Source organism: Intrasporangium oryzae NRRL B-24470 (assembly GCF_000576595.1).
GTDB classification, from domain to species: Bacteria; Actinomycetota; Actinomycetes; order Actinomycetales; family Dermatophilaceae; genus Intrasporangium_C; species Intrasporangium_C oryzae.
Map to the genome: position 1 here is coordinate 1 of NZ_AWSA01000033.1, position 13968 is coordinate 13968.

Consider the following 13968-nt stretch of genomic DNA (forward strand, 5'->3'; position numbering starts at 1 on the left):
CGCCACGCCGGCCGCCAACGGCGCGGCACCCGCCACCGGCACCCCTGCTGCGACGGCCGCCCCGGCTCCGGCTGCTCCGGCACCGGCCGCCCCCACGAAGGAGGCCGCGAAGGAGGCCGAGGTCCCGACCCCGCGTGACATCCCCGCGGTCAAGGCGACGGGACCGGTCAACGAGGACGTCGTGACGCCGCTCCGTGGCGCTCCCGCGCGCGTCGTCTCCAACATGGAGGTGTCGTTGACCGTACCGACCGCGACGAGCGTGCGCGCGGTCCCTGCCAAGCTGCTCATCGACAACCGCGTCGTCATCAACAACCACCTGGCCCGCTCGCGCGGCGGCAAGGTCTCGTTCACGCACATCATCGGCTACGCCATGGTCAAGGCTCTCGCGACCATGCCCGAGATGAACAACGGCTACACCGAGAAGGACGGCAAGCCCGCCCTCGTGCAGCCGGCCCACGTCAACTTCGGCCTCGCCATCGACCTCCAGAAGGACGACGGCACCCGCACGCTCGTCGTCCCCTCGGTCAAGTCGGCCGAGGAGATGGACTTCATCCACTTCTGGACCGCCTACGAGGACATCGTCCGCAAGGCGCGCAGCAACAAGCTGACCGTCGAGGACTTCCAGGGCACGACGATCTCGCTCACCAACCCCGGCGGCATCGGTACCGTCCACTCCGTGCCCCGCCTCATGAAGGGCCAGGGCGCCATCATCGGCGTCGGCGCGCTCGACTACCCGGCCGAGTGGCAGGGTGCGAGCAACGAGACGCTCAACCGCAACGCCGTCAGCAAGATCCTCACGCTGACCTCGACGTACGACCACCGGATCATCCAGGGCGCCCAGAGCGGCGACTACCTGCGGATCATCCACGAGCTGCTCCTCGGCAAGAACCACTTCTACGACGAGATCTTCGAGTCGCTGCGCATCCCCTACGAGCCGGTCCGCTGGATCCAGGACATCGACTCCTCGCACGACGACGACATCAACAAGGTCGCCCGCGTCCAGGAGCTCATCCACGCCTACCGCGTCCGCGGCCACCTCATGGCCGACACCGACCCGCTCGAGTACAAGCAGCGCCGTCACCACGACCTCGACGTCACGACCCACGGCCTGACCCTGTGGGACCTCGACCGGACGTTCGCCACGGGCGGCTTCGGCGGAGCGCCGTTCCTCAAGCTGCGCAAGATCCTCGGCATCCTGCGCGACTCCTACTGCCGGACCGTCGGCATCGAGTACATGCACATCCAGGACCCCGAGCAGCGCAAGTGGATCCAGGACAAGGTCGAGCGTCCCTACGCCAAGACCTCCCGTGACGAGCAGCTGCGGATCATGCGCCGCCTCAACGCCGCCGAGGCCTTCGAGACCTTCCTCCAGACGAAGTTCGTGGGCCAGAAGCGCTTCTCCCTCGAGGGCGGCGAGTCCGTCATCGCCCTGCTCGACCGCATCCTCTGCCGCGCCGCCGGCGAGGGCCTCGACGAGGTCTGCATCGGTATGCCGCACCGCGGGCGCCTCAACGTGCTCGCCAACATCGCCGGCAAGTCCTACGGCCAGATCTTCCGCGAGTTCGAGGGCAAGCAGGACCCCCAGTCGGTCCAGGGCTCGGGCGACGTGAAGTACCACCTCGGCACCGAGGGCGAGTTCGTCGCCGAGGACGGCGCGAAGACGAAGGTCTACCTCGCGGCCAACCCCTCGCACCTCGAAGCGGTCAACCCGGTCCTCGAGGGCATCGTGCGCGCCAAGCAGGACCGCCTCAACCTCGCGGGCCGCGACTTCACCGTCCTGCCGGTGCTCCTCCACGGCGACGCCGCGTTCGCCGGGCAGGGCGTGGTCGCCGAGACCCTCAACCTCTCGCAGCTGCGTGGCTACCGCACGGGCGGCACGATCCACGTCGTCATCAACAACCAGGTCGGCTTCACGACGTCGCCGAGCTCGTCGCGGTCCTCGGTCTACTCGACCGACGTCGCACGGATGATCCAGGCGCCGATCTTCCACGTCAACGGCGACGACCCGGAGGCCTGCGTCCGCGTGGCCGAGCTCGCCTACGAGTTCCGCCAGCAGTTCAACAAGGACGTCGTCGTCGACATGGTGTGCTACCGCCGCCGTGGCCACAACGAGGGTGACGACCCGTCGATGACGCAGCCGCTCATGTACAACCTCATCGAGGCCAAGCGCTCGGTCCGCAAGCTCTACACCGAGTCGCTCATCGGTCGCGGCGACATCAGCGTCGAGGACGCCGAGCTCGCCCTGCGCGACTACCAGCAGCAGCTCGAGCGGGTCTTCGTCGAGACGCGTGAGGCGACCCGCGGAGCACACCCGTCGGCCCAGTCGGAGGGAGCGACGGACGCGCCGGACAACGCGGGCCTCGAGAAGCCGACGGCGCAGGTCCAGGACGACTCCGCCCCCAAGCGGTCCGCGACCGCCACGGGCGTCCCCGCGAGCGAGATCCAGCACATCGGTGACGCCTTCGGGAACCCGCCCGCCGGCTTCACGGTCCACCCAAAGCTCGCCCAGCTGATGGACCGCCGCGTCCAGATGACGCGCGAGGGCGGGATCGACTGGCCGATGGCCGAGCTGCTCGCCTTCGGCACCCTCCTCAAGGAGGGCACGCCGGTCCGTCTCGCCGGGCAGGACAGCCGGCGCGGCACGTTCGTCCAGCGCCACGCGGTCCTCATCGACAAGCACACCGCGGAGGAGTGGACCCCGCTGCTCTACCTCGGCGAGGGCCAAGCCCGCTTCTGGGTCTACGACTCGCTCCTGTCCGAGTTCGCGGCGATGGGCTTCGAGTACGGCTACTCCGTGGAGCGGCCCGACGCCCTCGTGCTGTGGGAGGCGCAGTTCGGCGACTTCGCCAACGGTGCGCAGACGATCGTCGACGAGTTCATCTCGAGCTCCGAGCAGAAGTGGGGCCAGCACTCCTCCGTCGTGCTCCTCCTCCCGCACGGCTTCGAGGGCCAGGGCCCGGACCACAGCTCGGCCCGGATCGAGCGCTACCTGCAGCTCTGCGCCGAGAACAACATGACGGTCGCCTACCCCTCGACGGCGGCCTCGTACTTCCACCTGCTGCGCAAGCAGGCCTACGCCCGGCCGCGGCGCCCGCTCATCGTCTTCACGCCGAAGTCGATGCTGCGCTCCAAGGCCGCCGCGAGCCCGCTCGAGGCGTTCACCCAAGGCGGGTTCGAGCCGGTGCTGCACGACCACCCGGGTGTCACGAAGGACGTCACCCGCGTCATCCTCGCCTCGGGCAAGGTCGTCCACGAGCTCGATGCCGAGCGTGAGAAGCGCGGTGACACCGCGACGGCGATCATCCGGGTCGAGCAGCTCTACCCGATCCCGGTCGCGGAGATCGCCGAGGCCGTCGGCCGCTACCCCGGCGCCGAGCTCATGTGGGTCCAGGACGAGCCGCGCAACCAGGGTGCCTGGCCGCTCATGGCCCAGTGGCTGCACGAGGACCTCACCGCAGTCGGGGAGAACCGCCCGTGGCGCGTCGTGGCCCGCAAGGCCTCCGCCTCCCCGGCGACGGGCTCGACGAAGAAGCACGCCGTCGAGCAGGCCGAGCTCATGGACCACGCCTTCAACCGCTGACGTCCCGAGCACGCACACCTCCTCAGGGCGGTCGACCCCCGTGGTCGACCACCCTGAGCGCTGCCCGACGGCCGGACAGCGGGCCCGCCTGCGCGGGTCCCGCTGCCGGACGCGATAGCCTCCAAGGGTGTACTTCACCGACCGGGGCATCGAGGAGCTGGCCAGCCGCCGGGGCGCCGAGGAGGTGAGCCTCGAGTGGCTCGCCGAGCAGCTGCGCACCTTCGTGGACGTCAACCCTGAGTTCGAGGTGCCCATCGAACGATTCGCGACGTGGCTGGCACGCCTCGACGACGACGAGGACTGAGCACCGTGAACGACCGCACCCCTGACCTCGACCGCGCGCCGTACGGGGTCGGACCCGCCTACCCTTCCTCCCACACCCAGTTCGTCGACCCCCCCGACACGGGTCCCCTCCGCCGCGCCGCGGCCTCGGCTGATGCCGCCGCGGAGACGACGACGGAGCACCCGGGCGTCGCCGCCCCGGGGCGCGGCGACGAGCCCGCGTTCGCCCCGACGACCGGGTTCACGGTGGCCGAGGGAGTGCGTGACGTGGGCATGGTCTTCGTCGGGGCCTCGATGACGGCCGGCTACGGCGACCCCAAGGGCCTCGGCTGGGTCGGCCGGGTCGTCGCCCGCACCCAGCACCCCGACCTCGACCTCACGGCCTACAACCTCGGGGTGCGCGGGGACACCTCCGGAGACGTCGTCGCCCGCTGGGCGGCCGAGTGCCACCCGCGCTGGAAGGCCCGCTCCGAGCGGCGCCTCGTGCTCTCCGTCGGCACCAACGACGTCCTCAGCGGGATGACGATGGCCCGGTCGAGGCTCAACCTCGCCAACGTCCTCGACGAGGCCACCACGCACGGGATCGGCGCGTTCGTCGTCGGCCTGCCCCCCACCCTCGACCCTGAGCTCAACCGACGGATCGAGGCGCTCGCCGAGGCACAGGCAGACGTCTGCTCTCGACGCGGGATCACCTACGTCGACTGCTTCCGTCCGCTCGTCACGCACGACCAGTGGATGGCCGACCTAGCCGCCAGCCCCGACCGGGCCCACCCCGGGCAGGCGGGCTACGGCCTCATCGCCTGGCTCGTGCTGCACAACGGCTGGAACGACTGGCTCTCGATCGGCTGAGTCCCCGCCCCTCGGGCTGAGCCGCCGCCCCGTCGACCGGAGGTCCTAGCGGGGAGTGTCGTCGATGTGCTCGGCCGCGTCCACGGGCTCTCGCGGCGGCGCGGCCAGGGCGGCGGCGATGCTGGCAACGGCGAGCACCGCGACCGCGATGGCGAGCTCCGTCCGGTCCGACTCGTGGAGCGACCAGGCCACGGGGAGCAGGAGGGCGTTCCAGAGCAGGGTCGGGGTGCGCACCCAGTCGGAACGCCGCCACCACCCGCGCGCGATCGCCAGAAGGAACACGGCGAACACGAGAATGAGCGCGCCGGACGTCGCCGCGCGGCTCAGGTCGGACGTCGCGCCCCCCGCCATCTCGACGACGTAGAACACGACGAAGCCCAGGAGCACCAGGGCCTCGACGAGGCTGAGGATCGCAGCCGCCCTGGGGGCACGCGTGCGCGCCTCGACGGCGGGTGGTTCGGCGCTGTCGGTCACCGGAGCAGCCTACCCATGCAGCCACGGTGCACGAGCGACGTGTCCCGGAGCACAGCGGCAGGTGAGGTTTGGGTCTGGAAACGAATGGCATCTGCGGATAAGATAGATCCTCGTGTGACCTGCTCCCCGGCTCGTGCGCCATCGACGCGCGACGCGATCGCTGCTGAGGCATCACCTCTTGAAGCATCACAGGGCGCCCGCCACACTGGATCCTGACTTCGGACGCGTGCGGAACCACTTCGTGCGCGTTTCCGTTGGTCAGGGGGGTGTTGCCCCGTGGAACACCCCGAAACCACGCACTTAAACGGCTCCGACAACGACGCTGGCGCCCGAGAACGCGCACCACCCCCGAACCTCTCGGTGGTGCCACCAACTTGATGAAGGAGCACGATCCACATGGATTGGCGCGACCGCGCTGCCTGTCTGGATGCTGACCCGGAGCTGTTCTTCCCCATTGGGAACACCGGACCCGCCATTCTCCAGATCGAAGAGGCCAAGGCCGTGTGCCGGACCTGCCCGGTGATCGACACGTGCCTCAAGTGGGCCCTCGAGACCGGCCAGGACGCCGGCGTGTGGGGCGGCCTCTCCGAGGACGAGCGCCGGGCCCTCAAGCGTCGCAACGCCCGCGCGCGCCGCGCCGGCTGAGCCCACGATCGCAGGCCCGGTGACCCGGTTGGGGTCGCCGGGCTTTCGCATGTCCGGGCGGTCACATCCACCGGTCCGGACCGCCGGCGCAGATGCCCGGCCATCCGTTGCGCCTAGGTGACGGGCCGCAGACTCGCGGTGAAGGTCGCGCGCGTCCCGTGCGGCGTGACGCCCTCCCACATGATGCGTCCCTGGAGGTCGGCGACGAGGGACTGGACGATCTGGGTCCCGAGGCCGGACCCGGGTCGCCTGGCCGGGTCGATCCCCTTGCCGTTGTCCTCGATGCAGACGACGACCATGGGTTGCCCGCGCTCGTCGCTCTGCCGCTTGACCGAGATCCGCACCTCTCCCCCGGTGTCCCCGAGCCCGTGCTCGATGGAGTTCTGGACGAGCTCGCTCATGACCATCGCGAGCGCCGTCGCGTCCTCGGCGCGGAGCCGACCGAAGGACCCCTCGGTGATGGTGCGCACGGGGGCGCCGTTCGCCGCCACCTCCACGACGGCGTTGAGGCCCCGCTGCGCGATCGCATCGAAGTCGACGGTCTCGTCGAAGCCCTGGCTCAGCTGGTCGTGGACCATGGCGATCGTGCCGACGCGGCGCTCGGCCTCGCGCAGGGCGTCCTTGGCCTCTCCTTCGGGCACGCGGCGGGCTTGGAGGCGGAGCAGGGCGGCCACCGACTGGAGGTTGTTCTTGACGCGGTGGTGGATCTCGCGGATCGTCGCGTCCTTCGTCATGAGCTCTCGCTCGCGGCGACGCAGCTCCCCGACGTCGCGGAGCAGGACGATCGCCCCGAACCGCTGGCCGGCCTCGGTGAGCGGGATCGCGCGCATCGAGACGGTGGTCCCGCCGGCGACGACCTCGGTGCGCCACGGCTGGCGACCGGTGACGACGAGCGGCAGCCCTTCGTCGACGGGGTAGGTCTCGCGGACGTTGTCGGTCACGACCTGGGCGAGGCTCGCGCCGACCACCTCGCCGAGGTGGCCGAGGCGGTGGAGTGCGGACACGGCATTCGGGCTGGCGTAGGTGACGATCCCGTCGACGTCGAGGCGGATCACCCCGTCGCCGACGCGCGGGGCGCCGCGCCTCAGGCCGGTCGGGGCGCTGCTGTGCGGGAACTCACCGCCCGTGACCATCCGGCAGAGCGCGTCGGCCGTCGCGAGGTAGGTCAGCTCGAGACGGCTGGGCGTGCGCGTCGTCCAGAGGTTGGTGTGCCGCGTCATGACGGCGACGACATGCCCGCCGCGCACGACGGGGATGTACTCCTCACGCACGGACTGGTCGGGCTGGTGGTCGTGCTCGATCTGCACCTGACGCACGCGCAGGATGCGCTGCTCGGCGGCCGCCTCGTCGAGGAGGTCGCGGGTTCGTCGGTCCTCGGCGACGCGGCCGACCTGGTCGTCGACGAAGACGAGCTGACCGGTCGTGGGACGGACGTGGGCGACGGCCTCCCACCGGTCGCTGGTCGAGCGCACCCAGAGGACGAGGTCGGCGAAGGAGAGGTCGGCGATGAGCTGCCAGTCGCCGACGAGCAGGTGCAGCCACTCGACGTCGTGGTCGGGGAGGCTGGTCCGCCCGCGCAGGAGCTCACTCAGGGTCGCCACAGACCGAGCCTATGCGCCCTCTGTCGCGAGCTGCAGGGCGGTCTCCCCGTCCGTATGCCGCTGGGCCGGCTGACGTCGACGGACCCGACCCCGCGGGGTGGGTCACCCCCGGGGCCGGGTCCGTCGACGGTCGGTCATCCGCGCGCGGCGGCCGCCTGCCCGGTGGCCTTCTTCGCCGTCTTCTTCACAGCCTGCTTGGCGGCCTTCTTCGTGGTCGCCTTCGTGGCCTTCGTGGTCTCGGCCTTGGTGACCGTGGCCTTCGGCTGCGTGGCCGTGGACGTCGTCGCGGTCCGCTTGGGCGCCGCATCCGACGCGACGACCTTCTTCGCGGTCGCCTTGCGCGGCGCCACCTTCCGCGCTGCCGTCTTCCGCGCGACGGGTTTCCCTGCCGTGCTCGACGCCGCCGGCTCCTCCGCCGCCTCTTCGGTGGCCTTCTCGGCAGCCTCGGTGGCCACCTCGGTCGGCTCGGCGGTCGCCGCGATCGCAGCCGCCACCGCCTGGGTTGCAGAGACCGCCGGCGGGGCGCTCGCGGTCGACGGGCGGGTCACCGTCCGGAGCGTCCGGAGCGCGACCGAGAGGGCCGCGATCCCGGCGTGGTGCATCCGCTCGATCCCACCGAGGGCGGCCCGGGCCCGGCTGAGGGCGTCGGCGTTGAGCCCGGCCCACTGGTCGAGTCGGGCGCGTGCGTCGTCGCCGCGCCGGCTCACCTCGAGCACGGACCGGCACAGGCTCTCGAGCACCGCGTAGAGGTCGTCACGCAGGGCCCCGCGGGCGAGGGCGTCCCACCGGTCGTCGCGTGGGAGCTTGGTCACCCGGGAGAGCATCGCGTCGATGGAGAACGTCTCCGAGGTGAGGTAGTAGACCCCCACGACCTCCTCGAGCGACTCACCGGTGTCCTCGGCGATCTCGATGCAGTCGAGGAGCGAGTAGGCGTCGAGCAGGGCCGCAGCCGAGAGCGCGAGGTCCTCCGGGATGCCCTTGCCCTCGAGCTCACGGGCCCGGCGCACGAGGCGCTGGCGCTCGCTGCCCTGGAGCAGCTCGGGCATGCGAGCGGCATACGTCTTGATGCCGGGGCGGAAACGGGCGACCTCGCCCGCGATGTCGAGCTCGGCGGGGCGGGAGGTGAGGAACCAGCGCACCGAGCGGTCGAGCAGGCGACGGAACTCGAGGTAGAGGGCCGTCTGTGCCGCGGTGGTCACGACGTTGTCGGTCTCCTCGACCCGGCGCACGAAGCCGGCGAGGTCGAACACCTCACGGCACACGACGTAGGCCCGGGCCACCTGCTCCGGGGTCGCGCCCGTCTCCTCGCCTGCCCGGTAGGCGAAGGTGATGCCGCCGCGGTTGACCATCGAGTTCGCGACCGCGTTGGTGATGATCTCCCGGCGCAGCGGGTGGGCCGCGATCTGCGCGGCGTACTTGCTGCGAAGCGGCTTGGGGAAGTACTCGGCGAGGGTCGCGGCGAACCACGGGTCGTCCGGCAGCGACGTCGCGATGAGCTGGTTCTTGAGGTAGAGCTTCGCGTAGGCGACGAGGACGGAGAACTCCGGCGAGGTGAGGCCGAGGCCGTCCTTCTGGCGCCGCGCGATCTCGGCGTCGCTCGGCAGGAACTCGAGCGCCCGGTCGAGGTCGCCGTTCTGCTCGAGGAACTGGATGAGCCGTTCGTGGACCGTCAGCATCGCGTGCTGCTGGGCCCTGGCGTTGCCGAGGAGGACGTTCTGCTCGTAGTTGTCGCGCAGCACGTGCTCGGCGACCTCGTCGGTCATCGAGGCGAGGAGCGAGTTGCGACGACGCATCGTCAGCTCGCCCGACCGGGTCAGCTCGGTGAGGAGGATCTTGATGTTGACCTCGTGGTCGGAGGTGTCGACCCCGGCGCTGTTGTCGATGGCGTCGGTGTTGACCCGGACCCCGGCGAGCGCGGCCTCGATGCGGCCGAGCTGGCTCATGCCGAGGTTGCCGCCCTCTCCGACGACCTTGCAGCGCAGGTCGGAGCCGTTGACGCGGATCGCGTCGTTGGCCCGGTCGCCGATCTCGGAGTTGGTCTCCCCGGCCGCCTTGACGTAGGTGCCGATGCCGCCGTTCCAGAGCAGGTCGACGGGGGCGAGGAGGATCGCCTTCATCAGCTCTGCGGGGGTCATGCTCTTCGTCCCGGCTCGGAGCCCGAGCGCGGCGATCATCGCGGCGCTGACCGGGACCGACTTGGCAGCCCGGTCGAAGACGCCCCCGCCCGCGGAGATGAGGCTCGCGTCGTAGTCGGCCCACGACGAGCCCGGCAGGTCGAACATCCGGCGCCGCTCGGCGTAGGACGTCGCCGCGTCGGGGTTGGGGTCGATGAAGATGTGGCGGTGGTCGAAGGCCGCGACGAGGCGGATGTGCTCCGACAGGAGCATCCCGTTGCCGAAGACGTCGCCACTCATGTCGCCGACGCCGACGACGGTGAACTCCTGGCTCTGCGTGTCGACGCCGAGCTCGCGGAAGTGACGCTTGACGGACTCCCAGGCGCCACGCGCGGTGATGCCCATGCCCTTGTGGTCGTAGCCCGCGGACCCGCCCGAGGCGAACGCATCGTCGAGCCAGAAGCCGTAGTCGGCGGAGATGCCGTTGGCGATGTCGGAGAACTTCGCCGTGCCCTTGTCGGCGGCGACGACGAGGTAGGTGTCGTCCTCGTCGTGACGCACGACGCGGTTCGGAGCGACGGCCCGGCCGGCGACGAGGTTGTCGGTCAGGTCGAGCAGGCCCGAGATGAAGAGGCGGTAGGAGGCGATGCCCTCCTCGAGCCAGGCCGCGCGGTCGACGAGCGGGTCGGGCAGCTGCTTGGCGTAGAAGCCGCCCTTGCTGCCGGTCGGCACGATGACGGCGTTCTTGACCATCTGCGCCTTGACGAGGCCGAGGATCTCGGTGCGGAAGTCCTCGCGCCGGTCAGACCAGCGCAGACCACCCCGGGCGACCTTGCCGAAACGCAGGTGGACGCCCTCGACGCGCGGGCTGTAGACCCAGATCTCGAACATCGGGCGTGGGGCCGGCAGGTCCGGGATCTTCTTGGGGTTGAGCTTGAGCGAGACGTAGGACTTCGGCTCGCCGTCCACGTCGGGCTGGTAGAAGTTGGTCCGCAGGCTGGCGAGGATGACGCCGAGCAGGGCGCGGACGATGCGGTCGTGGTCGAGGCTCGCCACGTCGTCGAGCGCCTGGCGGATGTGCGTGACGATGGCCTTCTGGCGGGCCGCGCGCTGGTCGAAGCCGGCCTCGGTGCCGGGGAAGGCGTCGGGGTCGAACCGAGCCTCGAAGAGCTCGACGAGGCTGCGCGCGATGCCGGTGTGGGCCACGAGGGCCGACTCGACGTAGTCCTGCGAGAACGTGGAGCCCGTCTGGCGGAGGTACTTCGCGACGGTGCGCAGGATGACGACCTGACGCCAGGTCAGGCCCGCCCCGAGGACGAGGGCGTTGAAGCCGTCGGACTCGGCGCGCCCCTCCCACACCGCGCGGAAGGCGTCCTCGAAGCGGGTGCGGACGTCGTCGGCCGCCGCGCCGGTCCCCCAGGCGGCCGGGTCGGCTCGCAGGCCGAAGTCGAAGATGTGCACGGTCCGGCCGCCCGCGGCAGGCACCTCGTAGGGGCGCTCGTCGCTGACCTCGACCCCGAGGTGCGTGAAGAGCGGGAGGACCTGCGTCAGCGAGAGGCCGCTGCGACGGTAGAGCTTGAAGCGGCGCTCCTCCGGCGCCGTCGAGGCGGCGTCGTGGTAGAGGTTGAGGCCCGTCGCGCCGTCGAGGTCACCGAGGCGGTCGATCCGCGCGAGGTCGTCGACGGCCGTGGCCACGTCGAAGTCCTCCTTGTACGCCTCGGGCAGGGCCTTCGAGTAGGCCGCCATGGCCCGGGCCGCACCCTCGATCCCGCGGGCCCGGGTCAGGGCCTCCGAGAGGTCCTCGTCCCACGTCCGCGTCGCGTCGATGACCCGCTGCTCGAGGGCCGCCTCGTCGATCTCGGGGATGTCGGTGCCGGACGGCATACGGACGACGAAGTGGAGGCGGGCGAGGGTCGACTCGCTGACGCGCGTCGTGTTGTCGATCGTCTCGCCGCCGAAGGCCTGCAGGAGGATCGCCTCGATCCGCAGGCGCACGGTCGTGTTGTAGCGGTCGCGCGGGAGGTAGACGAGGCAGGACATGAAGCGCCCGAACTCGTCGCGGCGAAGGAAGAGCTTGGTCTTGCGACGCTCCTGCAGGTGCAGCACGCTCGTCGCGATCTCGGCCAGCTGCTCGGGGCTCGTCTGGAAGAGCTCGTCGCGGGGGTAGGTCTCGAGGATCTGGAGGATGTCCTTGCCCGAGTGGCTCTCGGGGCTGAGGCCCGTCAGCTTGAGCACCTGCTGGGCCCGGACGTCGAGCAGCGGGATGTCGTGGATCGTGTCGTTATAGGCGGCCGAGGCGTAGAGGCCGAGGAAGCGCTGCTCTCCGACGCACTCGCCCCGCGCGTCGAACTTCTTGATCGAGATGTAGTCGAGGTAGACGTCGCGGTGCACCGTGGCGCGGGAGTTGGCCTTGGTGATGATGAGGATCGACGAGTCGCGGGCGGCCTTGCTCGCTGCCGGCGTGAGGATGAGGCCGCTGCCGGCCTGCGGGCGGTCGTAGCGCAGCACACCGAGCCCGGTGCCCGGGACCTGGCGGGAGACGTCCTTGCCGTCCTCGTGCGTCAGGGAGTACTCGCGGTAGCCGAGGAAGGTGAAGTTGTTGTGCGCGAGCCACTCGAGGAAGCGGCTCGCCTCACGAGCGTGGTGCGGGTCGGTCCCGGGCGGGGTGGCCGCCTTGAGGTCGCTCGCGATCGTCAGGGCGTGGGCGCGCATCTTGGGCCAGTCCTCGACCGCGTCACGGACGTTGTCGAGGACGTGGCGCAGCCGCTGCTCGACCTCGGGCAGCGCGGCGTCGGGCAGCCGGTCGATCTCGAGGTGCATCCAGGACTCGCGGACGATCTCGAGGGATCCGCTCGAGACCGTCGTCGAGCCGTCGGTGAGGACCTCGGCGAGCTCGCCGGTGATGCTGCGACTCACGGTCACCTGTGGGTGGACGATGAGGTGGACCCCACGGTCGAAGCCGCCGAGCGCCGCGACGACGGAGTCGACGAGGAAGGGCATGTCGTCGACGACGACCTGCACGACGGTGTGCGGGGAGCTCCACCCCACCTCCTCGGTCGTCGGGTTGACGACGCGGACGTTCACCGTGCCGGACGGACGGTCCATGGCGAAGGCCCGGTGGCCGAGCGCGATCGCGGCGAGCTCCTCGGGATCGCGCGCGATGAGGTCCTCGGTCGCGACGAGGCGGTAGTAGGCACCGAGGAACTGCTCGAGCTCACCCGCCTTCGCCGCCGACGAGGCTCGACCCTTCCGGGGAGCCGGGGTGGCAGCGGCCGTGGCCGCCTTCAGGACGTCGATTCGAGACTGTTCGAGTGACGCGGACATGCGGTTGTCGATTTCCTCACGTGTGACCAGTGCGCGACACGACGTTGTGCACGCATCTCATCATGCGAGCCTAGCCCTGCCGGGCCGATGCTCCGAACCGGCCCCGTCGAGAGCCCTCGAGAACCGCCGAGAACCGCCGAGAACGGGCGGCCCCGGTGGAGAACCTCGGGCGCCTCTCCCGCCGTTGCCTAGAGTGAGGGCATGACCGAGGGGGCCCCGGGCGCGCCGCCGTCCGCCGCGCCGACGCTGCGGGCCCTGGCGCGCGCCAGGTCGACGTCCCGGGAGCTGTCCGACCAGCTGCTGACCCACCTGCCCGACCTCGGCGACCTCCCGACCCAGCGCGCCCTCGACGCGTGGGTGGAGCAGGCCGCGGACACCCTTCGTGCACTCTCGGAGGCCGTCGAGGAGCGACTCCTCGACCTCGGACGGCGTCCAGGTCCGGGCCCCTCCCCCGAATCGGCACCACACCCCGCACCGCTCGGACACGACGTGACCGCGGCGCGCGACTGGACGGCGGGATGACCACCGGCGCTCGCCTTCCGGGCGACCCCGGCAGCGTCTCCGCGCTCGGCGGGGCCCTCCGCAGCCAGGCGCTCCGGCTCGCCGACCTCGTCGACGAGCTCGAGTCCGCGACGGCGCGGGCGAGCCGGATGGCCGGGAGCGCCCCGAACGGGGAAGGGGCTCACGCCGACCCGAGCGACCACGAGCGCGACCTGCTCACGCTCGCTGCGACAGAGCTCGACCGCATCGGGGGCCTGCTCCAGGCCTGGACCGCGGGGTCGGTCGAGGACGGCGCGAGGCTCCGGTCCCTCGCCGACGACGCCGAGCGCGCGGGGCTGCGCGTCGAGGGGCACCTCGTCGTGGAGCCACCCGGCCCGAGCCGCGCCGACCCGGCCGAGCGGCTGAGGGCGCGCGAGCACCTGCAGGAGCTGCTCAACCGGGTCACCGCCGGGCGGGCTCGTGAGCTCGCGCGGCTCGGCCGCGAGCTCGACGCCTCACAGGCGGCCCTCGCGCGGGTGTCCGACCGGGCACGCGCGGGGCGTCGTGCCTGACGACCGTCGGGCGCCCGCGACCGGTCCGGGCCCGGCGCATGGACCTC

The 13968-nt window shown here is 71.1% G+C and carries 9 protein-coding genes; 6 read left to right on the top strand and 3 right to left on the bottom strand.

Annotation, left to right across the window (positions count from 1 at the left end; all coding sequences use genetic code 11):
• From N865_RS14565 to N865_RS14570, 3 genes are all read left to right on the top strand, one after another.
• On the top strand, positions 1-3580 hold a 3580-nt coding region (locus N865_RS14565; protein WP_034807398.1), incomplete at its 5' end, for a multifunctional oxoglutarate decarboxylase/oxoglutarate dehydrogenase thiamine pyrophosphate-binding subunit/dihydrolipoyllysine-residue succinyltransferase subunit.
• A 127-nt stretch (positions 3581-3707) separates the two neighbouring features.
• On the top strand, positions 3708-3884 hold the full coding sequence (locus N865_RS22780) for a DUF6104 family protein (protein ID WP_157557712.1): 177 nt from the start codon (positions 3708-3710) through the stop codon (positions 3882-3884).
• A 224-nt stretch (positions 3885-4108) separates the two neighbouring features.
• Positions 4109-4711 (top strand): GDSL-type esterase/lipase family protein, encoded by a 603-nt coding sequence (locus N865_RS14570; protein ID WP_245603777.1) that lies wholly within the window; start codon positions 4109-4111, stop codon positions 4709-4711.
• Between the two features lie 45 nt (positions 4712-4756).
• On the opposite strand, the gene N865_RS14575 is transcribed toward N865_RS14570, so the two are convergent.
• Complete coding sequence (locus N865_RS14575; RefSeq protein WP_051510614.1) at positions 4757-5185, bottom strand: hypothetical protein; 429 nt, start codon at positions 5183-5185, stop codon at positions 4757-4759.
• Between the two features lie 396 nt (positions 5186-5581).
• On the opposite strand from N865_RS14575, the gene N865_RS14580 reads away from it, so the two are divergent.
• Positions 5582-5830, top strand: a complete 249-nt coding sequence (locus N865_RS14580; protein WP_013493302.1) for a WhiB family transcriptional regulator — start codon at positions 5582-5584, stop codon at positions 5828-5830.
• A gap of 113 nt (positions 5831-5943) precedes the next feature.
• Here N865_RS14580 and N865_RS14585 read toward each other — a convergent pair whose 3' ends face one another.
• Together N865_RS14585 and N865_RS14590 are read right to left on the bottom strand one after the other, a co-directional pair.
• Positions 5944-7431, bottom strand: coding sequence for a sensor histidine kinase (locus tag N865_RS14585; protein WP_034807401.1), 1488 nt, complete (start codon positions 7429-7431; stop codon positions 5944-5946).
• 134 nt (positions 7432-7565) lie between these two features.
• On the bottom strand, positions 7566-12869 hold the full coding sequence (locus N865_RS14590; protein ID WP_051510616.1) for an NAD-glutamate dehydrogenase domain-containing protein: 5304 nt from the start codon (positions 12867-12869) through the stop codon (positions 7566-7568).
• Between the two features lie 201 nt (positions 12870-13070).
• Here N865_RS14590 and N865_RS14595 point away from each other — a divergent pair, with 201 nt between their 5' ends.
• Both N865_RS14595 and N865_RS14600 read left to right on the top strand, forming a co-directional pair.
• The gene (locus N865_RS14595; RefSeq protein WP_034807404.1) at positions 13071-13391 is read left to right on the top strand and encodes a hypothetical protein; all 321 of its coding nucleotides are present in this window, start codon (positions 13071-13073) and stop codon (positions 13389-13391) included.
• Complete coding sequence (locus tag N865_RS14600; protein WP_034807406.1) at positions 13388-13921, top strand: hypothetical protein; 534 nt, start codon at positions 13388-13390, stop codon at positions 13919-13921. The genes N865_RS14595 and N865_RS14600 overlap by 4 nt, the downstream gene beginning before the upstream one ends.
• The last annotated feature ends 47 nt before the right edge of the window (positions 13922-13968 follow it).